Source organism: Oricola sp., from assembly GCF_965230365.1.
Taxonomy (GTDB): Bacteria; Pseudomonadota; Alphaproteobacteria; order Rhizobiales; family Rhizobiaceae; genus Oricola.
On the sequence record NZ_OZ246003.1, the window covers coordinates 3,040,984 to 3,062,994 of the forward strand.

Sequence of the window (22,011 nt, forward strand, 5' to 3'; positions counted from 1 at the left end):
CACGGGCGCGGCTGACATTACCAGTGCGTAGAACTACAGCAAGCGGCGCCGCGAGGACGCCGCTTGCCGTGCTGTGCCCAGCGGCAGGGAGCGTCAGGCCTATCCAATGCTAGAACTCTTCCCAATCATCCGCCTTGAGCGCCGTATTGCCGGAAACCGGGAGCGGCTTGGGCATTGCAGCCGCCTGTTTGACGGGGACCGGCCGCGCCGGCGGCGCATCACCAGATTTGCCGGCAGCCACGCCAAGCCTGAAATGCTGCAGCAACTGGTTGAGCGACCGCGCTTCGTTGGCGAGGCTGTGGCTGGCCGCTGTCGATTCCTCGACCATGGCGGCGTTCTGCTGCGTGCCCTTGTCGACTTCGGAGACGGACCGGTTGATGCCCTGCAACGTGCCGGACTGTTCCTTGACCGCTTCTACGATCGAACCGACATGCTCGCTGACCTGCTGGACTTCGGTGACGATCGCATCGAGCGTCTTGCCGGTTTCGCCGACCAAGTCCGAGCCGGTCTTGACCTGTTGGGCGGAGGCCTCGATCAACGTCTTTATCTCCTTGGCCGCACCTGCCGAGCGCTGCGCCAGTTCACGGACTTCCTGCGCGACGACCGCAAAGCCCTTGCCCGCCTCGCCCGCCCTTGCAGCCTCAACCCCGGCGTTCAGGGCCAGGAGGTTCGTCTGAAAGGCGATCTCGTCGATGATCCCGATGATGTCGCCGATCTTGTTCGAGAAGTTTTGGATTTCGGTCATTGCCTCGACAGCCTGGCCGACCACCACGCCGGAGCGCTCCGCCGATTTGCGCGTCTTGCCGACCAGATCGCCGGCCTCGACCGCGCTCTCGGCGGTTTCCTTGACCGAGGCCGTCAGTTCCTCAACAGCCGCGGCGGTTTCCTCGACCGAGGCTGCCTGTTTTTCAGTGCGTTGCGAAAGGTTGTCTGCCGCCGTGCGGATTTCCGCCGAACTGCTGTCGATCGTATCGGCGTTCAATCCGGCCTGCCTGAGCGCGTCGCGCAACCGGTTTACCGACTCATTGAAGTCGATGCGCAACTTTTCCAGTGCCGGGATAAACGGCTCGTCGATGAGGCGCTCAAGATCGCCATCCGCCATGCGCCTAAGCCCGTTGCCGATGGAATTCACCGCGTTGACCCGGCCTGTGATGTCGGTGGCAAACTTGACGATCTTGGTGATGCGGCCGTCCATGTCAAAGACGGGATTGTAGGATGCCTGGATCCATACTTCCTTGCCGGTCTTGCCGATACGCTTGAACTCCGCAGCCTCGAAGTCGCCTGAACGAAGCTTGTCCCAGAACGCCTGGTACTCAGCGCTTTTCGCGTCGGCCGGATCGACAAACATCGAGTGATGCTTGCCCCGGATTTCCGACATGTCGTAACCAAGTGTCGTGCAAAAGTTCTCGTTGGCGTCCAGGATCGTTCCTTGAGGATCGAACTCGATCACCGCCTGGGAGCGCGTCACCGCGGTGATCTTGCTCTCGTCCTCTGCGGCCCGTAGTTTGGCCTCTGTGATATCGGTCGCAAACTTCACAATCTTGTACGGCTCGCCGTTCCTGCCGCAAACCGGATTGTAGGACGCCTGGATCCAGATTTCCCGACCGCCCTTTGCGAAGCGTTTGTATTCGCGGCTTTCATACTGGCCGCGCCCGAGCATTTCCCAAAACTTGCGGTACTCTTCGCTGGCGGCATAATCCGGTTCAACAAACATCGAGTGATGCTTGCCGACGATCTCGTCACGGCCATACCCCATAGCCGCGCAGAAGTTGTCGTTGGCATCGAGAATTTCGCCACTCAGGTCAAACTCGATAATGGCGAAGGACTTCGCGATCGCCGACAAAACAGCGGAAGCTTCGCCCGCCTTGCCCATGAATGAATTCAACAATCCCGTTCCCCTTCCCGATATGCATGCCGAATCCGCGCATGAATGAAGCGCTGATAAGGATGCCTGATTTCTCCAGATTGAAGGCCCGCGCGGCATCATGCCGCTGCGCGTTCAGTCTCCGGACGCGCATGCCATCAATATTTGGACCGAGTAAAAAATCGGGGAAGTATGTTTAAGGATTCATGAAGCCGGATTCGACTTTCTTGCACTTGGGAGAGGAGGTGGACTGTAAGTGTGCACGAACGCATGTGCTTGCGTAGACTTCCTGTGTAGTCCGGGACTTGGTCAGACGAGCTCGACACATTCAAAAACCCATATAAGCGCATATATCAAAAGGAAAATCTCAACCGAATTGATTTCGAGAGGCAAATCAAACTCAGCAGCGATATTTGCCTCCGAGGGAAACAGTTGAAGCGGAATTTATCCTCTGCGAAAACACAGACCACCACCTTTGAGGTGTCTATGTCGTAGCGTCAGGTGCGACTTTTTACCTATTTCGCTGCGTTAACATTTGCGATTCGGAAAACAATCGAAGGGCAGTGTCTTTCCAACTTCCCGCGAGGTGCCGATCAGTCCGCAAGGGCCAGTCTTTGTGCGAAGTCATTCCGGCTGAGTGACACGTCCGCCAGGGTGTGGCGGTCGAGTTCGGCAATAAACGCCTCCAGAGCAGCATGCAGCGCGTTTGGCAGACGACAACACCCGGTAATGGCGCAATTGCTCTCGCCACCGAAGCACTCCACGAGCGCCATGTCCGGTTCGGTTTTGCGAATGACATCGCCAAGCCGGATTTCCTCGGCAGGACGCGACAACCGCAGCCCACCGTTTCGGCCACGCACAGAGGCTAAGTACCCAGTTCGCGTAAGCGCATTGACGACCTTCATCAGGTGCGCGCGCGACACGCCATATGCTCCCGCGATCTCGTCGATGGTGACGAGCCGGTCGTCCGCCCCGTCAACATACATCAACACGCGCAGCGCATAGTCGGAAAACTTGGTCAATTGCATTGGCGGCCCGCAGCCCTCAAGAAATAAGATTCATTCTTGACATATCTTATCAAGGCGGGCAATAACATAAAACATACATCTTAAATGCATCTTTACTCACCCTTGCAGAATCCCGAACCACGGAGCAATCAGATGATACTCGAACTGGCGGTCGTCGCCGCCGAACTCGGCACTGCCGCATTCTTTGTTGCGTTCTGCTGGCTGGCGCTTGGGCTGGAGCGCGAGGGTCGCGACCTTCCGAAGCCGCAGCCGGATGCCGTGGGTGACACGTTGGTTGCCTCGGCGCGGCTCGCCATGCTTGCAGGCTACGGCGTCTTCTTCGCCCTTACCGTCTACGTGCTGATTCTGGAGTTGCAGGCATGATCACGTCCGCAGAACACACCGCCGCCCAACCCGCAGGCACCGGTCTGCTGCGAATACTCGCCGTCGGGCTTATCTGGATTGCAGCGCCGGCGCCGTTGTGGATCATGTTGGCGATGCTGGCATGGTTCAGCTGATGAATCGATGAGCAAAACAGAAAATCTCCCCTCTCCCGGCGTAGCCGCAGGTATCACCGAGGCGATGATCGAGCGCCTCGTGCATGAGTTTTATTCCCGGGTCAGGAAGGACAAACTGCTTGGGCCGGTCTTCGAAGCGATCGTTGAGGAGTGGGACGATCATCTTCGCAAGCTTTGCGACTTCTGGTCGTCGGTAGCGCTCCTGAGCGGTCGCTACAAAGGCACGCCGATGCAGGCACATGCCGCTATCGGCAACATATCTGCGCAACATTTCGACCGTTGGCTGGAACTGTTCAGCGCCACGGCCTCGGACACCTGCCCGCAAGCAGCCGCGGTGTTTTTCAACGACCGCGCCGGGCGCATCGCCCAATCGCTGGAACGCGGCATCGCCGTCCATCGTGGCGATATTCTTGGCGCCGGCGCGCGGCTCGGTTCGGCGCGAGGCACGCCTGCCAACGGCTAGACTTCGGTTCCCCAGAGGCACGATACCTCCACATATTCAGGTTTTCTGGACAAATTCTCCAGACAATCACCAAGACATCTTCAAGCTTGGCGGCCCGACCCGCCTTATTCGTCTCCCCATCGGCAGGCCAGCGCAATGACGCGTCTGAACCCGCCGCCAACCAGTCCAACAGACAATGGGAGACAAACAATGTCTGCAAACACCGGAATGAAAGTTGTCGACAACGGCGTCAATGTTGAAGCCCTGCTCGGCGCACGCGAAGCACTGACCGACATGCCGGCCGCCGCGCAGTTCAAATGGCGCGCGACCTGCGAATGGATCAAAGGCGTGCACAGCCGCTCGACCATCGAGTCCTTCTTCGGCCTCGGCGAAGAGAAATCCCATGTTCGTCCGTTCACGGTCGAAATGGACCATCCGGCCGAGTTCGCAGCGCCCGACGACGGCGCGACTCCGGTCGAGATCATGCTGACGTCGCTGGCCGGCTGCCTGACCGCAGGTGTCGCTTCGGTGGCACAGAACCGCGGCATTCAGCTGCGCTCGGTCAAGGCTTCGCTGGAGGGCGACATGAACCTGTTCGGCATCCTCGGGATCGACCCCGATATCCGCAACGGCTTCAGCGCGATCCGCGTCAACTTCGACATCGATGCCGATGCCACCAAGGAAGAAATCGCGGCCGTCGTTGCACAGTCGCAGAAGCGCTCCGCGGTGTTCGACATCATCACCAATCCGACCAACGTTCACGTGACGGTTGCCTGAAAGGAAGCGCCGTCCGGCAGAGAAGGAAACAAGAAGATGAGACATCCTGTCGGCTTCTTTAAAGCGGTCCGCCGCCATTTCGCGGACCAGAAGGAGTACGCACAACTCATGAGGATGTCGGAGCGCGAACTGCGCGATCTCGGCATCACCCGGGCCGATGTCAAATACATGGCATCGATTCCCTTCCGCCACCGCAGGTACTGAACACCTGCACGGCCAGGCGGCAGCCAAGCCTCCCCAAATAGCTGCCGCCTGCCACCCTTTCCCACGGCCAAGTGACCGGCCCGCGCGTGACGGATTTGTCGCGCGCGCCAACAGTTCATGGACGAGACAATGAAACGCACGACCGCAGTTATCATAGGCGCCGGCCACCAGGGCCTGGCGATGAGCCAGAAACTGGCAGAACGTGGCGTCGACCATATCGTGGTCGAGCGCGGACAGGCCGGCAACAGCTGGCGCAACGAGCGCTGGGACAGCCTTCGTCTCCTTTCGCCCAACTGGCTGAACGGCTTGCCGGGAGTGCCCTATCGGGGCGCCGACCAGGACGGCTTTCTCCGTGTGAGTGACCTCATTTCGATGTTTGACGCCTGCGCGCACAGGAACGCCACGCCGCTGATGACCGAAACCAAGGTCGTCGCACTTGACGCGTTCGGCGACGGATATCGGGTGCAGACCGACCAGGGTGCGATTGACTGCCGCAGCGTGATCATGGCGACTGGCACCAACGCTATCGCGAACGTTCCGGCTTTCGCCGACGCCATCCCAGTCGACATCGTGCAGCACACGCCGCTTTCCTACAAACGCCTGTCGGACATCCCCGATGGCGGAGTGCTGATCGTTGGCGCGGCGGCCTCGGGTGTGCAGCTCGCGCGCGAACTGCAACTGGCCGGCAGGCAGGTCACGCTCGCGGTCGGCAACCATGTTCGCATGCCGCGCAAATATCGCGACGCCGACATCATGGTGTGGATGGAGATTACCGGCATGTTCGACGAGTCGCATCGCGACGTCGACGATCTGGCACGCGTGCGCCGGCGCCCGTCACCACAACTGATCGGCGCCCCCTCGCACCAGCAAGTCGATCTCAACGCGCTGCAGGATCTCGGCGTCGAGATCACCGGCCGGCTGGCCTCGATCGCCGGCGGCTCGGCCTGGTTTTCCGGCAGCCTTGCCAACCACTGCACCGCCGCTGACCTCAAGATGAACCGCCTGCTTGACCGTTGCGACGCCTGGGCGGTCGAACACGGCCTGGATGCGCTGATCGAACAACCGCATCGGTTTGCGCCGACGCGCCAACCGGCCGAGCCGCGCCTGAAGCTCGATCTGACCGATGGATCGGTACGCAGCGTGATCTGGGCGTCCGGCTTCCGGCCCGACTACCGCTGGCTGAACCTTCCCGTTGTCGATGGCAAAGGACGGCTTGTCCATGACGGCGGCGTAGTCGGCAACGGGCTTTATGCGATGGGACTGCCGTTCCTGCGGACCGCCCGCTCGCAGTTCATCTCAGGTGGCGAGGGCGATTCGACGGCGCTCGCTGACCACATGTGCAACTGGCTGGCCAAGCCGCTGGCCGCGTGAAGGGAGTCGAACGATGGCTGGTATCTGCTCACGAACGGAATATGACGCTCTGATCGTCGGCGCGCGCGTCGCCGGCGCGGCGACCGGCATGCTGCTGGCCCGCGCCGGCTGGCGGGTGCTGATCGTCGACCGGGAGGACAAGATCGGCGACACGCTGTCCACGCACGCCTTGATGCGCCCTGCGGTGATGCTGCTCGACGCATGGGGGTTGCTCGACCCGCTGATGGCTGCCGGTACGCCGGTGGTTCGTCAATCGTCGTTTCACTACGGGCCGGAGCGCATCGCGATTCCGATCAAACCGGTCGGCAATGCGCTCGGCCTCATAGCTCCGCGTCGCTTCGTGCTGGATCCACTACTCGGCGAGGCAGCAACCAATGCTGGCGCCGAACTCAAGACGGGGATCACCTTTCTGCGCACCTTGCGCGATCCCGAGAACCGCATCATCGGAGCAGTTTTGAGCGACCGTTCAGGCCGCCAGCAAAGCGTGCGCGCCGGTATCGTGATTGGCGCGGACGGGCGGCGCTCCCGTGTCGCCGCCGATGTCGGGGCGGCCGAAATCGCGCGTGCGGAAACCTGTGCCGCTACCCTGTTCGGCTACTTTCCGGGAATCGTGAACACAGGCTATCGCTGGTACTTCGGGGCCGGCACAGCCGGCGGTGCAATCCCGACCAACAACGGACTGCACTGCGTCTTCGCCGGATGCCAGCCAAAGCACACAGACCAGCGGTTGAAGGGCGATCCGCAGCAGGCAATCGCGGCAACGCTCGATGACCTGGACGGCGAGCTTGCCGAGCACGTTCGCCGGACGCCTCCTGCGGAGCGGCCACTGTTGTTTCGCGGCGCACCCGGGCATATCCGCGAAGCCACCGGCCCAGGTTGGGCGCTGGTCGGCGATGCCGGCTACTTCAAGGATCCAGCGACGGCGCACGGCATCACCGATGCGTTCCTTGATGCCCATCGCCTTGCAGGATCGCTGGTTCGGGGCCTGGGCAGCGCCGCCTACCGGATCGAACGCGACCGGCATGCCGGGCCACTCTTTGCGATCACCCATGAGATCGCGGGCTTCGACCAGAACACGCAAAGGCTGAAAGCCCTGCACCTGGCGCTCAATGAGTGCATGAAGCGGGAAGCCGAGGCGATTGCCTGGCCAGCCGGCGAGAATGACAATGCGTTCGGAAAGGCATTCAACGAAAACCGCCAAAGGCCTGCCCGACGCCGATCAATGCTGCCGTAGGTCGCGCAGTGAACAGTGCGGGTGGGCGTCGGTGATCGAGCGGGACCTCGACGATTACTATCGCGCCCGCGACCAGATACGCTTGATCTGTATCGAGCACTTCCGCCTCAGGCAGAAGCGACCGATCCGCAGCCTGTTGCGGAACGGGAAGCGCGCCCATACGCAGCCACGATTGGCCAACCCACCATCGGACCGCAGGCGCTCCGTCTGCCTGCCTCTCGCACATGTTGCATAAGCGCAACAGGCATTTTATTTCCCGCAATATTTTGGCGCATCAATCAAATGGGCTTGATTGCCGTAACTGATGGTTTACGCATGGTGATGGAAACGAATCATGGTTTTTAGCCAGATTATTTTCACTAGCTATTTCTTATAGGCATTTTGCAAAGGAGCGGGGGCCATGCGGTCAAGGGCAAATCTCAAACAGGTATTGATTACGGCAGCGGCCACCACGGTGTTGGCAGGCAGCGCCATGGCGGACAACGGACTTGACGCGCGCATGGCGCCGAGCGGGACTTCCGCCAACTTTTCGGTTTGGGGCGGCGGCGTGATCCCGACCGGCTACCATCACGACGAGTACATCGACCAAGAGTACCCGATGCCTGCAGAAACCTGCAACTCGGACGGAGAGTACTACCTGACAAACTTGTGCGCCGGCACATTCGGTTTCGGAAGCGATGCGCGTTTCCATCACGCCTTCGACAATGGTTATGCCGTGCAGTTGGAAAGCCTGTTCGACTATCACGGCGAACTTGATTCCGATGACGACAGCCCGGATGAGTTCTCGATTTATGGCGCAGCAGCCGGCCACCTGATCCGCCGCGCCGGCGCCACTGCCGTTGGCGTGTTTGCCGGCGTTTCGGCAACCGCGATGCTGGACCAGGAGGAGCGCGCGGTGCATGCCATGGTCGGTGGCGAAGCGGCGAGCTTCCAGGACACCAAAACCTTCTTCGGCCAGGCCGGTTATGTCGGCGCAATCGCCGGCGAGGACCAGGTCAATGACCTCGTCTTCGCACGCGGGGGCATCCGCTTCTTCAACGATCCGAACTCCCGTCTGGAGACCGCGTTTGCCGGCGGCTACACCGCCACCGGCGAAAGAACCGCGATAGGAGAAGGGCTGATCTGGCTGCAAGCCACCGCCAACTTCGAGAAGAAGTTCGACGACAACCCGTTCTCCGTCTATGTGGGCTACCAGGGCGACTATGTGGCAACGCCGGAGCGTTACGCCGACGAATATGAGCGGGATCGGCACGCCTTCATCCACACTGCCAAAATCGGCCTGCGCATGGCAATCGGCGGCAACGACACGCTGCAAGGCCAGGACAACAATGGCGCGCGGACCTTCGACCTGACCAATCTGCGGGCTCCCCTGTCCTATCCGGACCAGATGTAATCGGTCATACCACGCAAAAGAGTCGGAAGGGCGGGAGCGATCCCGCCCTTTTTTTGCAAATTCTCCGTATGCCGCAACGGAATTCTGGAGCGAGCTGACCATCAAGGGGCCGCACCGCGTTACGGAACGCTCAAACCAGATCGACCCCGAGCCGCCAACCCTCTGGAATAACGCAATAAAAACGCTCTCCTGCAGGTGTTTTCCGGCAAGATTTCGTCTCCGATTCCCGTCCTTTCGGCAAAATTCGCAGTTTCCGGGAACTATAATTTGTGTTGCAAAATAGCAACGCACATCCGTAATGAATGCTTTATACTTGCAAGTGTGATATATCACGATTGAACACCCTGCAGGGCGAATTATTGCTTACCCAGACGCGTGATTCTTTTCCGGTTTGCCGCTTGCGTGGTCCGGGGGTCGAACGACAAGGAATGGGGACAAACATGAGCATGCTTCACTCTTACGCGAGCGCTTTCGCTATCGCTGCAATAACCATCGCCGGTTTCAGCACGGCGAACGCCGCGGACCGGCTGGACGAGCGCATGGCGCCAAACGCGGTGTCGGGCAACATATCCGTCTGGGGCGCAGGTGTGATTCCGAGCGGCTACCAAAATGAAGACGAAGACACATGCGACCCGACAGATGACGGCATCGATGAGTTTTGCGAAAGCGATTTCGGTTTCGGCAGCGATGCCCGGGTGCATTACGATTTCGGCAACGGTTATGCCGTGCAACTCGAAACGCTGCTCGACTACCATCTGGAACTGGACGATGACGGCGACGACGAAAGGCACGCAATCCACGGAGCCGTGGCCGGCCATCTGATCCATCGCAGCGGCGAGATCGCCCTTGGCGCTTTTGCCGGACTGACGGGTACCGCACATCTGGACGATGACGATCGATCCGTCCATGGCCTGATCGGCGCCGAAGCAGCGATGTTCAGTGGCGCCAACACCTTCTTCGGCCAAGTGGGGCTTGCGACACCGATCACGCGTGAAGACGCCGTCGACAATCTGTTTTTCGGCCGCGCCGGCATGCGCCATTTCCTCAGCCCGAACAGGCGCCTCGAGGGAGCCGTTGCCGTCGGTTATTCGGATGATTCAGACCCGGGACTCGATGAAACCGAGGATCTCTTGTGGTGGCAATTCACGGCCAACTACGAGCAAAAGTTCGATGACAATCCGTTCTCCTGGTTTGTCGGCTACCAGGGCGACTACCTGGACAATGACTTACCGGAAATCGACGCCGACGAAAGCGTCTGGGTGCACACGGTCCTGGCTGGCTTCCGCATGACCTTCGGCGAGACGGACACGCTGCAGCAGCAGGACAATTACGGTGCACGCACCTTCGATCTGACCAATCTGCGGGCACCGCTCTCCTACCCGGACGAGCTGTAGCGCTTGCGGCAACAGACGCGAGATCAAGGAGAGGCGGGAGCGATCCCGCCCTTTTTTTGATGCGTCAATTCCAATACACCATGTCGGTCTCTTTGGCGACGCAGCCAGAAAGCAGAAACCGCTAAACGTCCGATATATATGCCGTGTTTTCGAGGTTCGAGGACCCCTCGCCTCGTTTTCAGGCAAGCTTACGTTCTCGTTTACAGCCATTGGTCTCTACAGTATCGACCAAGACAGTCTCGCAGCCTGTTCCCGCCTTGTTTCTATTGGCACTCTCTGCCCGATCACAATTTGCGTGCCATTTATGCAACATATCTTCCAATTATTATCCGATAGGATCTCACAACAGAGATATCAAATTGATATTACCAAACGTTATGGTAAGACATTGCCAGTCTCATTTGAGGATATCGGCGGCTTAAGACGATCTTTCTTGATCCGGCCACCTGAAAACTGGGAAGGGATTCAGGCATGCGAGCTTTCAAGACCATCACGGGCGCACTTGTATTGGGCACGGTTGCGTTTTCCGGTGCGGCGAATGCGGCCGACGAGATCGAGGCACGCATGGCGCCGAACCAGATGTCCGGCAATATCTCGGTTTGGGGCGCCGGCGTGATCCCTTCCGGATACAGCAATGAATTCGAACCGGCATGTACGGATTTCGGTCCCTCTCATTTCTGCGAGGGCGATTTCGGCTTCGGCAGCGATGCGCGGGTGTATTACGAATTCGACAATGGCTACGGGTTCCAGCTCGAGAGCCTGCTCGACTATCATCTGGAATTGGACGATGACGACTCAACCGACGAAGAACACGCCGTCCACGCCGCCGTTGCCGGTCACCTGATCCGCCGAAGCGGAAACATGGCCTATGGCGCCTTTCTTGGCCTTTCCGGTACCGGTCATCTGGACCAGGAGGAACGCTCGGTTCACGGCATCGCCGGCTTGGAGGCCGCGATGATGCAGGGCAACAACACCTTTTTCGGCCAGATCGGCTATGCCGGCGCGATCGCCGGCGAGGACCAGGTCGAGAACCTGATTTTCGGACGGGCCGGCGCACGGCACTTCTTTAGCCCGAACCAGCGACTGGAGGGCAGCATCGCCGGCGGCTTCTCGAGCGAAGCGGAATCGGGCAACAGCGAAGAACTCACATGGGTGCAGTTTGCGGCCAATTACGAGCAGAAGTTCGACGACAATCCGTTTTCATGGTTCGTCGGCTACCAGGGCGACTACCTTGATGTCCCGGACAGCCCCTTCGCCAGCGGCGACGCGAGCGTCTGGGTGCACACGGTTCTCGCCGGCTTCCGCATGACCTTCGGCGCCACTGACACGCTGCAGCAGCAGGACAATTACGGTGCACGCACCTTCGATCTGACCAATCTGCGGGCACCGCTGTCCTATCCGGACGAGTTGTAATCCACACACGGTTCCGGGGGACGGGAGCAAAGGGCGGGAGCAATCCCGCCCTTTTTGTGCCGGATGCGGCTCGCAGAATCGGGGCACGGCGAACCGGCCCGCCAACGTTCTCGCGAAGCGTGCGGGATCTTGCGGTCTTGAATACCCCTCATACCGCTTTGGTGCCTATCCGGACGTCAGATCCCGGAGCGGGCAGAACTTACAACATTGTTACATATACTCATCTTCAACCCGGAATAGCATTCTCCGTTTCTGAAATTCAAAATCGTGCTTTTTCCGCAACACTGGTTTGCGATTGTTTTGATTTTGCATAAATTGAGGCGAAATATAGTTGTATTTCCTCTAGGAAATGGTAACAAATCGCCAGCTTCTTTCGACGGCGTGACGGCAGCACAACAGATGCTTGGTCGAGGCCACCCGGAATCGGGAAGATCTTAAGGTATGCAATCTACGGGACGGTATTAAGGTATGAAAGCCACTCGAAGGATTTGGGCCGCAGTTGCTTTCAGCGCTATTGTTGTTTCCGGGGCCGGCGTGGCAAACGCGGCCGATGAGCTTGCGGTTCGCATGGCGCCAAATCCGTTGACGGGTAACCTGGCGGTCTGGGGCGCTTTGGTGGTGCCGACCAATTATCAGCGCAGTACTGGCGCTACCTGCGTGCCCGTTTCGTTTAGCGACTCGACGAACGACTTCTGCGAAACCGACTTCGGCTTCGGGTCGAACGGCCGGGCGCATTACGATTTCGGCAACGGCTATGCCATTCAGCTCGAAACGCTGCTCGACTATCATTTGGAACTTGACGAGGATCGTCCTGACGACAGCCACTCGATCCATGGCGCCATCGCTGGTCACCTGATCCACCGCAGGGACAACTTGGCATATGGTGCATTCACCGGATTGTCGGGCACCGCATTTCTGAACGAAGATAGTTCGGGGGTACACGGATTCATCGGCGCGGAAGCGGCAATGTTCAGCGGAGACAACACGTTCTTCGCTCAGGCGGGTTATGCCGGCTCACTCGGCAACTCGGACGATGGCCCCCGATCGTTGATTTTCGGCCGCGCCGGCATGCGCCACTTCTTCGATCCGAACAAGCGCGTGGAAGGCGCGATAGCAGCCGGGTACTCGGATGACGCCGACATCGGCGACAATGAGGAACTTGTCTGGATACAGTTTGCCGCAAACTACGAACAGAAGTTCGACAATAATCCGTTTTCCTGGTTCGTCGGCTATCAAGGCGACTATCTCGACAACGACAGCACGCAAGCGATCGGTTTAGATGAAAGTGTTTGGGTGCACACGATCATGGCTGGGTTCCGAATGGCATTCGGCGGCTCGGACACGTTGCAAATGCAGGACAATTACGGCGCGCGGACCTTCGATCTGACCAATCTGCGGGCGCCACTGTCCTATCCGGACGAGCTGTAACGCACAGTTCAATACGGGCGACATGACGATTGGGCGGGAGCAATCCCGCCCTTTTCTGTTGATCGGCCGAGAGGAGCAAATCCTCCGTCAGTAGGGCAGGCCGACATAGTTTTCGGCCAGCGACGCCAACGCGCTATCCGACGAGAACAAGTAATCGAGCTCGGTCTGCTGCAGCTTCGCGTCATAGGTGCTGCGTTCGGGGAAACTGTGCAGCAGCGTCGTCATCCACCAGGAGAAGCGCTGCGCCTTCCAGACCCGCGCCAGCGCCTTTTGCGAATAGGTGTCCAGGCCGGTGTCGTCGCCATCGCGGTAGTGATCGACAAAGGCATGGTACAGGTAGTGGATGTCCGAGGCGGCGCTGTTGAGGCCGCGCGCACCGGTCGGCGGCACGATATGGGCGGCGTCGCCCGCCAGGAACAGATTGCCGTAGCGCATCGGCTCGGCGACGAAGCTGCGCAGCGGCGCGATCGATTTTTCGATCGACGGGCCGGTGACCAGCGCGCCTGCGACATCTTCGGGAAGGCGCCGCTTCAATTCCGCCCAAAATGCCTCGTCCGACCAGTCCTCGACGGTGTCTGTCAGCGGCACCTGGATATAGTAGCGGCTGAGCACCTGCGAGCGCAGCGAACACAGCGCGAAACCACGCGCGTGACGGGCATAGACCAGTTCCGGTGATACCGGCGGAGTGCGCGACAAAACGCCGAGCCATCCGAAGGGGTAGACCCGCTCAAACTCGCGCAGCACATCGTTCGGGATGGCTTTGCGGCTGACGCCGTGAAAGCCGTCGGCGCCAACGATAAAGTCGCAGTCGATGCGGCGGATTTCGTCGCCATCGCGATAGGTCAGCCAGGGGCTCGTCGTGTCGATGTCGTGCGGGCGCACGTCCTCGGCATTGTGGATCACGGTCCCGCCGGCCCTGTCACGCGCTTTGTAAAGGTCACGTGTCACTTCGGTCTGGCCGTAAACGATGACAGAATTGCCGCCGGTATGGGCGGCAAGGTCGACACGCAGGCGCTCGCCGCCACTGGCGATGTAGAAGCCGTCATGGATCTCGCCCTCGCGGTCCATGCGCTCGCCGCATTGCGCCTCGCGCATCAGCTTGGCAAAGCCGTGTTCCAGGACACCCGCGCGGATGCGCCCGAGCACATATTCGCGGCTGTGTTTTTCCAGCACGACCGTATCGATGCCCTCGAGATGCAGAAGTTGCGAAAGCAGCAGCCCTGACGGGCCGCCGCCGATAATACCGACCTGGGTTTTCATCCGGTCGCTCCCCCAATGTTTCGAAGGCACTATGCCCGATCACGAAAGGCGAATGGAAGGGTCACCCAGCGTCCATGCAATGCGAAAGGACGTAAAAGCGACTAGACCTTCACGCGCTCCGACTTCGGATCATACATCGGCTTGAGCGATGCCTCGGCGCGGACACGGGCGCCTGCAACCTCGATCTCATAGGTCGAGGCCAGCATGTCGGACGCAGCCTCGCCCGGGCACGGCACATAGCCGAGCCCGATTGCGCCACCCAAAGTGTGACCGTAATTGCCGGAGGTCAGGTAGCCCACCACCTCGCCATCGCGCAGGATCGGCTCGGCGTGGTAGAGCAACGGCTCGGGGTCGGTCAGCTTGAACTGCACAAGACGCGCCTGCAGGCCCTCGTCCTGCTTGCGCAGCACCGCATCGCGGCCGATGAAATCCGGCTTGTCCTTCTTGACCGCGAAACCCAGGCCCGCCTCGAGGATATGGTCCTCGCAGGTGATGTCGTGGCCGAAGTGGCGGAACCCCTTCTCGATGCGGCAACTGTCCATCATGTGCATGCCGCACAACCGCCCGCCATGCGCCTCGCGAGCCGCATCGAGCGTCTCGAACACATAGGCCGCCATGTCGGACGACACGTAGACTTCCCAGCCGAGTTCGCCGACATAGGTGACGCGATGAACGCGCGCCAGGCCCATGCCGATCTCGATCTCGCGGGCCGTGCCGAACGGATTGGCGTCGTTGGAAAAGTCGTCGGGCGAGACCGACTGCAACAGGCGGCGTGCATTCGGGCCCATGACCGCGATCACCGCCTCGGCGCAAGTCATGTCGGTGATGACAATGTTGAAACCGCCGGCATGGCGCATCATCCAGGTCTGGTCGGCAAGCCGAGTAGCCGCCGGCGTGACGACCAGATAGGCGGTTTCGCTCAACCGGGTGATCGTCACATCGGCCTCGATGCCACCACGCGAATTCAAAAACTGCGAATAGACGATCTTGCCGAGCGGCACCGAGTAGTTGCCGCCTGCCACATAGTTCAGGAAGGCTTCGGCGTCCGGCCCCTCGACGCGGATCTTGCCGAAGGAGGACATGTCGTAAAGGCCGACATTCTCGCGGATCGACGCATGTTCGCGCGCGGAATTGTCGAACCAGTTCTGCCGCTTCCAGCTGTAGCGGTACTCGCGTTCCTGACCGGCATCGGCAAACCAGTTGGCGCGTTCCCATCCCGCAAGCTCGCCAAACACCGCGCCACGCCCTTTCAGCTGCTCGTGCAGAACAGAGCGGCGGACGCCGCGGGCGGTCGCTTTCTGGCGGTAAGGGTAGTGGTCGGCATAAAGCAGGCCAAGCGTTTCCCTGGAGCGCTCGAAGAGATAGGTCTTGTTGCCCTGGAACGGCTGCATGCGCGAGACGTCGACATCGCCCAGATCGAAGGGCTTCTCGCCGCTTTCCATCCATTCCGCCAGCGCCATGCCGGCGCCGCCGGCCGACTGGATGCCAATCGAGTTGAAGCCGGCAGCGACCCAGACATTGTCCAACTCCGGCGCCAGGCCCAGGTGATAGGCATCGTCCGGCGTGAAGCTCTCCGGCCCGTTGAAAAACGTGTGGATGCCGGCTTCGGCGAGGATCGGCATGCGGTTGACGGCCGCTTCCAGGATCGGCTCGAAGTGATCGAAGTCCTCGGGCAACTGGTCAAACTCGAAATCGGCTGGAATACCGTCCATGCCCCAAGGCTTGGCATTCGGTTCGAAGGCGCCGAGCAGGATTTTGCCGGCATCCTCCTTGTAATAGGCGCATTCGTCGGGCACCCGCAGCACCGGAAGTTGTGCCAAGCCGGGGATGTTTTCCGTGACGATGTAAAAGTGCTCGCAGGCATGCAGGGGCACGTTGACACCCGCCATGCGGCCGACGGCGTGGCCCCACATGCCGGCGCAGTTGACGATCATGTCGCAGGCGATCGTTCCCGCTTCCTCGCCCTTCCGCCAGTCGACACCGGTCACCCGGCGGCCCTGCCGGTGGATGGCGGTCACTTCGGTTTGTTCAATGACCCGCGCGCCGCCCTGCCGTGCACCCTTGGCGAGTGCCAGAGCGATGTTGGCGGGATCGCCCTGCCCGTCCTTGTCGAGAAAGACCCCGCCGACGACGCCCTCGATGTTGATGTGATCGTAGCGGTTCTTGATGTCGTTCGGGCCGATTGCCTCGACATCAACGCCGAAAGCGCGTGCCATCGACGCCTGCCTGAGAATTTCCTCGTGGCGGGCTTCCGTGAGCGCAACGGTAATCGAACCGTTGCGGCGAAACCCCGTGGCGACGCCGGTTTCGGCCTCGAGCGAGCCGTAAAGCTCCTGGCTGTATTTCGCAAGCTTGGTCATGTTCTTGGTCGCGCGAAGTTGCGCGATCAGCCCGGCGGCGTGCCAAGTCGTTCCCGATGTGAGCTGCTTGCGCTCCAGCAGCACGATGTCGTTCCAGCCTTTCTTGGCCAGGTGGTAGGCAACGGAGCAGCCGATGACGCCGCCTCCGATGACGACGACACGTGCCGTGCCGGGGATGTTCGCCATTTCAATTCGCTCCGGATCGCAATTCTGATTGCGCCTTTAACCACCGCTGCGATGGTTTCGAGCGATCAAATCCGTCATTTTTCGCATCGCTCGCCACAGCCGGTGAAGCATCGCCCGATCTGCCGTGACGCGACTTGCGCAATTCGTTCGGCGTCACACCGTATGTCGACTTGAACACGTGGGTGAAGCCGCCGCAAAAGCCGCAGGCCAGCCCGATCTCCTGCACGCTCATCGAAGTGTTCAACAGCAGATTCATCGCCCGGTTGAGGCGCATCTCCCGGTAAAAGCGGCCGGGCGTCGTGTTCAGCACCGACCGGAACCAACGTTCCATCGAGCGCACGGTGATACCCAGCTTGGCGGCGAGCTCCTGTACCGAGATCGGTTCCTCGATATGCGCTTTCATTAGCGCGATGCAGCGGTCGACCCCCTTGTCGCCGGACAACCGGACCTGCGCGCCGGCGATCGGTTGCATGGACTGGAAATCGCGGATTGTCTCGTGCAGCAGCACGTCGGCGACCCGCTGTCGGATTGCCATGGTGGTGTGCTTGCCGATAACGTTGAGAATGATGTCGTAGGTCGCACCCATGCCGGCGCAGGTCAGCACCGATCCCTTCTCCGCGGCCAGCGACTGGCCGGTTTCCATGCCGGCATAGCGCTCGATCATGAATTCGGCGTTTTCCCAGTGAGTGGTCAAATCGGCGGTCGGGCCGCCATAGTCGCGTATGTAGCGGCTTGCCGCTTCGGCAAGCAGGATCACCCGAGCCTGCCGGCCTGTATAGGCGGCAATGACACGCCCAAGCGCCAACTGCGGGCAGTCCGGATCGAAATTGCCGATCGCGATCGCATATTCGGCATCGGGCTGCATGTCATGCGGCTCTGTTTCGACCGTCGCCATGCTGCTGCTTGTCACCGACCCACCGCCCGCCGACAGGTAGCGCCAGGCGAACACGGGCTGCGGCGAAACGCGATTGGCGATCCGCAGGCAATCGATCACCGCGGCGAATTCCGACAGCACGAAACCGTCTGCGACGAGAATGTCGAACTGCAGCGATTGTTGCGGGCTGTCATCCATGTCGTCTCCCCCGCCGTGCGTCTGCCTGGCCATGCGAGGCCCCTTCTCCTAATTGCGACGTAACGGAACGAGATTGTAGGCACCGCGCAGCCGTTCGTCGAGTTCGGGTGCGATCAGGTGGCTGTCTGTCGACAATATCGCACGCAGCTTGTCTTTGGCCTTGACCAGCAGTTCCGGCCTGCCTTTCTCAACCCATTCCTTGGGAGACGAGCGATCGGCAAACTCTGGATAGATGTATTCGCGCTGCATCAGGCGCAGTGTCTGATCATGGCCGAGATAGTGACCGGGACCGTCCAGGCATACCGACCGGATGACATCGATACTGACGCTTTCGTCGGTGATATCGATACCGCGCACGCAACGCTGCACTTGGCCCAGCATGTCATTGCCGAGCACCAGCGATTCCATGCAGAAGCCGAGCAGCGAGGCATGCATGCCGACCGCTTCATAGACCATGTTGAGGCCGGACAGTCCAACCATGACATTGCTGATCGCCTGCTCCCAGCCGGCCTGCATGTCGGGCAGCTTGGAATCGGATATGCCGGCTGCCGCCCCGCCAGGCAATCCGTAGAAATGGTGCATCTGGGCGCACGCCGCCGACAGCAGCGCCTGTTCGCCGGATCCACCCGACATGGCGCCGGTGCGCAGGTCGGATACGAAGGGCCAGGTACCGAAGACCGCCGGTGCTCCGGGTTGGATCGCGTTGACATAGACCACGCCTGCCAGGCATTCGGCCACCGCCTGTACGATCGCAGTGGCGATCGGGGCCGGTGCGGTCGCACCCGCCTGCCCCGCCGACAGCAGAAGCACCGGCATGCCGGCGCGCACGCAGATCTCCATGACCTGGCAGCTCTCTTCGGCAAAGGTCAGCGGCGGGACGACGAAACAGTTGGTATTGGAGACGAAGGGCCGGGCCCGGAAAGCCTCCTCGCCGCCGGCGATCTCATGGATCAGCTTCAGGCAACCCTCGAGGTGCGAAGGTTCTACGAAGCTGGTGCCGATGTGCTTGGTCGTGCCGGCGCAGGACGCGTAGATCGTGTTGATGTCGAGGTCGTAATTGTCTTCGATATCGCGACATACCATCGGCCGCTGGAAGAAGTGGACGTTGTCCAGCTTCTGTACGACCCTCGCCGCGTCATAGAGGTCCTGAGTGGTACTGTCGCGATATTCGCCGGTGTCGATATCGACGATATGGACCGCCGCGCCCGCTGTTCCGTAGTGAACGCGCGTTCCCGAAAGCTCCAGATCGAAAGCCGGATCGCGGCCGGGAAGGGTCACCGATTTGGCTGCCTTTTCGAGCATCTCAGCGACCACCGAGCGTGGGAAGCGGATACGACCGTCTTCACCCACAACACAGCCGGTAGCGGTCAGGATCTCTACGCCGGTGACGGGTGCGCCCTTCAAGCCGATCTGCTCGAGCGCGTCGAGCGCGGCTTCGTGTATCCGAACGATATCCTCATCCTTAAGGGGCTTGTACAGGCCGCCCGGCATGCCCGGACGCACTGGTCGCATGTTGGCCTCCAGGGGCGCGGCGCGTGCCGCAACCCTGGCTGCACGTCCGCCGCCACGGCGGCTAATACGTTCCATATCCACCATGACTTACCTCCCGTATTGTGCGCTCCTTGGAGCGCTAGGCTCGAATGCGTTCGTTCTGCGGATCCCACAGCGGTTGTTCTTCCTGAACCACTGCCTTGTATGCTTCACCAAAGATTTCGACGGCCAGTTCGGTACCGGGCACAGCCAGGTCGGCACGGACGATTCCGAACGCAATGGAGGCATCGACGCGATAGCCGTAGCCGCCGCTCGTCACCTCGCCGACGGGCCCGCCATCATGCAGCAACGTCGACATGGAACGGGCGTCCTGCGGATTGCCTTCCACGACCATCGAGACGAAGGCGCGTTTGCGGCCCTGTTGCTTCTCGTTGAGCAGCGCAACCTTGCCCGGGTAATCCTGCGGCTTGTCGAGCTTGACGAAGCGCTCGAGGCCGGCCTCCAGCATAGTGTACTCGCTCGAAAGATCGCCCTTCCAGGTGCGGTAGCCCTTCTCCAAGCGCATCGAGTCGAGCGCATACATGCCGAACGGCACGGCACCGGCGGCCATGACCGCATCGTAGATTTCTGGCATATCGGATATGGCGGCATGGATTTCCCAGCCCAGCTCACCGGCAAAGCAAACGCGCGGCAGCATTACGGGCTTGCCGGCAACAGTCGCCGACTGCACGCTCAGCCAGGACAGAGACAGATCGGCGTCATCGCTCAAACTCTCGAACAGCTCGCGCGATTTGGGGCCGCAGACGATCAAAGTCGACATCTCTTCGGTACGGTCAACGAGTGTGAGCGAGCCGTCGGCGGGAAGCGCCCGTTGCAGCAGTTCGAAATCGTGCCACTGCGCCGCGGCGGCGGTGATCAAGGTGAACTGATCATCGCCGTGCCGCAGGATCGACATCTCGGTCAGCAGATGACCGCGGGTATCGGCGAAATAGCCGAGCGTCATGCGCCCGACCTTCGGCAAGGCGCCGCAGATGCGGCCACGCAGCCACTCCGCCGCGCCATCGCCATTCAGGCCGAAACGCGAGAAACCGCAGAGGTCCAGGACGCCAACGCCGTCGCGCACCGCAGCCACTTCCTCACGTACACGCTGCGCCCAGGGCCCTTCGCGATCCCAGGTTTCGGTAGCGGCTTCCGAGGTATCGTCACCCTCGCGGGCAAACCAGTTGGCGCGCTCCCAGCCATTGTAAACACCGAGCTGTGCGCCTGCGGCTAGGATCTTGTCGTGCACCGGCGACAGTTTCTTGCCGCGACCGGCCGGCCATTCGTGATGCGGGAAGTGCATCGCGTATTCGTGTCCATAGGTCTCCATGGCCTTGGCGAGGGTGAATTCGTGGTCGGCGTGGGCCGTGTAACGACGCGGGTCGCAGTCCCACATGTCCCATTCGGTTTCGCCATGAACGATCCACTCGGCCATCACTTTGCCGGCGCCACCGCCCTGCGCGATGCCGAAGGTGAAACTGTGCGCCTCGTAAGCGTTGGCGACACCGGGCATCGGGCCGATTTGCGGCAAGCCGTCAGGCGCATAGGGAATCGGGCCGTTGATCACACGGCCGACGCCTGCTTCGCCGAGGATCGGCACGCGCGCCATTGCGTCTTCGATGTAGAACTCCAGGCGGTCGAGGTCATCCGGATAAAGCTGGAAGCTGAAATCATCCGGCATCGGGTCTTCGGGGGTCACCCAGTGGGCGCGGCAATTGCGCTCGTAGGGGCCGAGATTGAGACCGTTCTTGTCCTGGCGCAGATAGTAGGAGATGTCGACATCGCGCACGATCGGCAGCTTGTGACCGGCCTCGGCGGTCCATGCGGCGAGGTCGGGAATTTCCTCGGTGAGAAAGTACTGGTGGCTCATGACGACGGCGGGAACCCGGCGACCGCCGAACGGACGGAACCATTCGCCAATGCGCTGGGCGTAGTAGCCAGCGGCATTGACCACCTTCTCGCAGCGGATGTCGCCTTTCTCGGTCTTCACGACCCACTCATCACCCTGGCGATCGACGCCGATTGCTGGCGTGAAGCGCAGAATCTTCGCACCCAGATCGCGCGCACCCTTGGCAAGCGCCTGTGTCAACTGGGCGGGGTCGATGTCGCCGTCGAGCGGATCCCACAACCCGCCGAGCAGGTCGTGGGTTTCCATAAAGGGATGATGCGCCTTCAGTTCCTGCGGGCTGCACATGGTCATTTCGAGCCCTTGCGCACGTGCCATGGAGGCGACGTGAGCGAACTCCTGCATGCGCTCCTTAGTGTGCGCCAGGCGGATGGACCCGGAGACATGGTAATTGATCGGATAATCCATGTCGTCGCCGAGCGTCCGGTACATTTTCAGGCCATGACGCTGCATGTTCATGACCGCCCAGGAACCGGCGAAGTTCGGGCAGTTGCCGGCGGCGTGCCAGGTCGAGCCGGCAGTCAGTTCGTTCTTTTCGAGAAGAACGCAGTCCGACCAACCCTCCTTGGCGAGATGGTAAAGCGTTGAAACACCGACCACACCACCGCCGATGATGACGACGCGCGCTGTTGAGGGGATATCCGACATTTGT

The 22,011-nt window shown here is 60.8% G+C and carries 18 protein-coding genes; 11 read left to right on the forward strand and 7 right to left on the reverse strand.

Annotated features, from left to right (window positions below):
• Positions 1-109: 109 nt before the first annotated feature.
• Together ACO06R_RS14800 and ACO06R_RS14805 are read right to left on the reverse strand one after the other, a co-directional pair.
• Positions 110-1,873 carry a methyl-accepting chemotaxis protein gene (locus tag ACO06R_RS14800; RefSeq protein WP_421859431.1) on the reverse strand — a complete coding sequence of 588 codons (1,764 nt, stop codon included), beginning with the start codon at positions 1,871-1,873 and terminating at the stop codon, positions 110-112.
• Positions 1,874-2,457: 584 nt separating this feature from the next.
• On the reverse strand, positions 2,458-2,892 hold the full coding sequence (locus tag ACO06R_RS14805; protein WP_421851500.1) for an Rrf2 family transcriptional regulator: 435 nt from the start codon (positions 2,890-2,892) through the stop codon (positions 2,458-2,460).
• Positions 2,893-3,024: 132 nt separating this feature from the next.
• On the opposite strand from ACO06R_RS14805, the gene ACO06R_RS14810 reads away from it, so the two are divergent.
• The 11 genes from ACO06R_RS14810 (at position 3,025) to ACO06R_RS14860 (ending at position 13,045) form a co-directional block, all read left to right on the forward strand.
• Positions 3,025-3,255 (forward strand): hypothetical protein, encoded by a 231-nt coding sequence (locus ACO06R_RS14810; RefSeq protein ID WP_421851503.1) that lies wholly within the window; start codon positions 3,025-3,027, stop codon positions 3,253-3,255.
• The gene (locus ACO06R_RS14815) at positions 3,252-3,389 is read left to right on the forward strand and encodes a hypothetical protein (protein WP_421851506.1); all 138 of its coding nucleotides are present in this window, start codon (positions 3,252-3,254) and stop codon (positions 3,387-3,389) included. Before ACO06R_RS14810 ends, ACO06R_RS14815 begins: the two co-directional genes overlap by 4 nt.
• Before the next feature lie 7 nt (positions 3,390-3,396).
• On the forward strand, positions 3,397-3,852 hold the full coding sequence (locus tag ACO06R_RS14820; protein WP_421851510.1) for a group III truncated hemoglobin: 456 nt from the start codon (positions 3,397-3,399) through the stop codon (positions 3,850-3,852).
• Between the two features lie 189 nt (positions 3,853-4,041).
• A complete protein-coding gene (locus tag ACO06R_RS14825; RefSeq protein ID WP_421851513.1) occupies positions 4,042-4,608 on the forward strand; it encodes an OsmC family protein in 567 nt (188 codons plus the stop codon).
• A gap of 36 nt (positions 4,609-4,644) precedes the next feature.
• The gene (locus ACO06R_RS14830) at positions 4,645-4,812 is read left to right on the forward strand and encodes a DUF1127 domain-containing protein (protein ID WP_421851516.1); all 168 of its coding nucleotides are present in this window, start codon (positions 4,645-4,647) and stop codon (positions 4,810-4,812) included.
• 129 nt (positions 4,813-4,941) lie between these two features.
• Positions 4,942-6,183 carry an NAD(P)-binding domain-containing protein gene (locus ACO06R_RS14835; protein WP_421851519.1) on the forward strand — a complete coding sequence of 414 codons (1,242 nt, stop codon included), beginning with the start codon at positions 4,942-4,944 and terminating at the stop codon, positions 6,181-6,183.
• A gap of 13 nt (positions 6,184-6,196) precedes the next feature.
• Entirely contained in the window at positions 6,197-7,417 is a 1,221-nt protein-coding gene (locus tag ACO06R_RS14840; protein ID WP_421851522.1) for an NAD(P)/FAD-dependent oxidoreductase, read from the forward strand.
• A 472-nt stretch (positions 7,418-7,889) separates the two neighbouring features.
• On the forward strand, positions 7,890-8,810 hold the full coding sequence (locus tag ACO06R_RS14845) for a hypothetical protein (RefSeq protein WP_421851524.1): 921 nt from the start codon (positions 7,890-7,892) through the stop codon (positions 8,808-8,810).
• Positions 8,811-9,250: 440 nt separating this feature from the next.
• Positions 9,251-10,204 carry a hypothetical protein gene (locus ACO06R_RS14850; protein WP_421851527.1) on the forward strand — a complete coding sequence of 318 codons (954 nt, stop codon included), beginning with the start codon at positions 9,251-9,253 and terminating at the stop codon, positions 10,202-10,204.
• Positions 10,205-10,675: 471 nt separating this feature from the next.
• Entirely contained in the window at positions 10,676-11,617 is a 942-nt protein-coding gene (locus tag ACO06R_RS14855; RefSeq protein WP_421851531.1) for a hypothetical protein, read from the forward strand.
• A gap of 534 nt (positions 11,618-12,151) precedes the next feature.
• Positions 12,152-13,045: a hypothetical protein gene (locus ACO06R_RS14860; protein WP_421851534.1), complete on the forward strand. Its 894-nt coding sequence runs from the start codon at positions 12,152-12,154 to the stop codon at positions 13,043-13,045.
• 87 nt (positions 13,046-13,132) lie between these two features.
• On the opposite strand, the gene pobA is transcribed toward ACO06R_RS14860, so the two are convergent.
• The 5 genes from pobA to ACO06R_RS14885 all read right to left on the reverse strand — a co-directional run bounded on the left by pobA (position 13,133) and on the right by ACO06R_RS14885 (position 22,007).
• Entirely contained in the window at positions 13,133-14,305 is a 1,173-nt protein-coding gene (gene pobA / locus ACO06R_RS14865; protein WP_421851537.1) for a 4-hydroxybenzoate 3-monooxygenase, read from the reverse strand.
• 101 nt (positions 14,306-14,406) lie between these two features.
• Complete coding sequence (locus ACO06R_RS14870) at positions 14,407-16,851, reverse strand: GcvT family protein (protein ID WP_421851540.1); 2,445 nt, start codon at positions 16,849-16,851, stop codon at positions 14,407-14,409.
• Position 16,852: 1 nt separating this feature from the next.
• Positions 16,853-17,956 carry a GlxA family transcriptional regulator gene (locus tag ACO06R_RS14875; RefSeq protein ID WP_421851543.1) on the reverse strand — a complete coding sequence of 368 codons (1,104 nt, stop codon included), beginning with the start codon at positions 17,954-17,956 and terminating at the stop codon, positions 16,853-16,855.
• 15 nt (positions 17,957-17,971) lie between these two features.
• Complete coding sequence (locus ACO06R_RS14880) at positions 17,972-19,519, reverse strand: trimethylamine methyltransferase family protein (RefSeq protein WP_421851546.1); 1,548 nt, start codon at positions 19,517-19,519, stop codon at positions 17,972-17,974.
• A 34-nt stretch (positions 19,520-19,553) separates the two neighbouring features.
• Positions 19,554-22,007: a GcvT family protein gene (locus ACO06R_RS14885; RefSeq protein ID WP_421851549.1), complete on the reverse strand. Its 2,454-nt coding sequence runs from the start codon at positions 22,005-22,007 to the stop codon at positions 19,554-19,556.
• Positions 22,008-22,011 lie beyond the last annotated feature (4 nt).

Excerpts from the sequence above, each read along its gene's own strand:
- ACO06R_RS14800 (WP_421859431.1), bottom strand. The coding sequence starts at position 1,873 with ATGGGCAAGGCGGGCGAAGCTTCCGCTGTTTTGTCGGCGATCGCGAAG.
- ACO06R_RS14805 (WP_421851500.1), bottom strand. The coding sequence starts at position 2,892 with ATGCAATTGACCAAGTTTTCCGACTATGCGCTGCGCGTGTTGATGTAT.
- ACO06R_RS14810 (WP_421851503.1), top strand. The coding sequence starts at position 3,025 with ATGATACTCGAACTGGCGGTCGTCGCCGCCGAACTCGGCACTGCCGCA.
- ACO06R_RS14815 (WP_421851506.1), top strand. The coding sequence starts at position 3,252 with ATGATCACGTCCGCAGAACACACCGCCGCCCAACCCGCAGGCACCGGT.
- ACO06R_RS14820 (WP_421851510.1), top strand. The coding sequence starts at position 3,397 with ATGAGCAAAACAGAAAATCTCCCCTCTCCCGGCGTAGCCGCAGGTATC.
- ACO06R_RS14825 (WP_421851513.1), top strand. The coding sequence starts at position 4,042 with ATGTCTGCAAACACCGGAATGAAAGTTGTCGACAACGGCGTCAATGTT.
- ACO06R_RS14830 (WP_421851516.1), top strand. The coding sequence starts at position 4,645 with ATGAGACATCCTGTCGGCTTCTTTAAAGCGGTCCGCCGCCATTTCGCG.
- ACO06R_RS14835 (WP_421851519.1), top strand. The coding sequence starts at position 4,942 with ATGAAACGCACGACCGCAGTTATCATAGGCGCCGGCCACCAGGGCCTG.
- ACO06R_RS14840 (WP_421851522.1), top strand. The coding sequence starts at position 6,197 with ATGGCTGGTATCTGCTCACGAACGGAATATGACGCTCTGATCGTCGGC.
- ACO06R_RS14845 (WP_421851524.1), top strand. The coding sequence starts at position 7,890 with ATGGCGGACAACGGACTTGACGCGCGCATGGCGCCGAGCGGGACTTCC.
- ACO06R_RS14850 (WP_421851527.1), top strand. The coding sequence starts at position 9,251 with ATGAGCATGCTTCACTCTTACGCGAGCGCTTTCGCTATCGCTGCAATA.
- ACO06R_RS14855 (WP_421851531.1), top strand. The coding sequence starts at position 10,676 with ATGCGAGCTTTCAAGACCATCACGGGCGCACTTGTATTGGGCACGGTT.
- pobA (WP_421851537.1), bottom strand. The coding sequence starts at position 14,305 with ATGAAAACCCAGGTCGGTATTATCGGCGGCGGCCCGTCAGGGCTGCTG.
- ACO06R_RS14870 (WP_421851540.1), bottom strand. The coding sequence starts at position 16,851 with ATGGCGAACATCCCCGGCACGGCACGTGTCGTCGTCATCGGAGGCGGC.
- ACO06R_RS14875 (WP_421851543.1), bottom strand. The coding sequence starts at position 17,956 with ATGGCCAGGCAGACGCACGGCGGGGGAGACGACATGGATGACAGCCCG.
- ACO06R_RS14880 (WP_421851546.1), bottom strand. The coding sequence starts at position 19,519 with ATGGTGGATATGGAACGTATTAGCCGCCGTGGCGGCGGACGTGCAGCC.
- ACO06R_RS14885 (WP_421851549.1), bottom strand. The coding sequence starts at position 22,007 with ATGTCGGATATCCCCTCAACAGCGCGCGTCGTCATCATCGGCGGTGGT.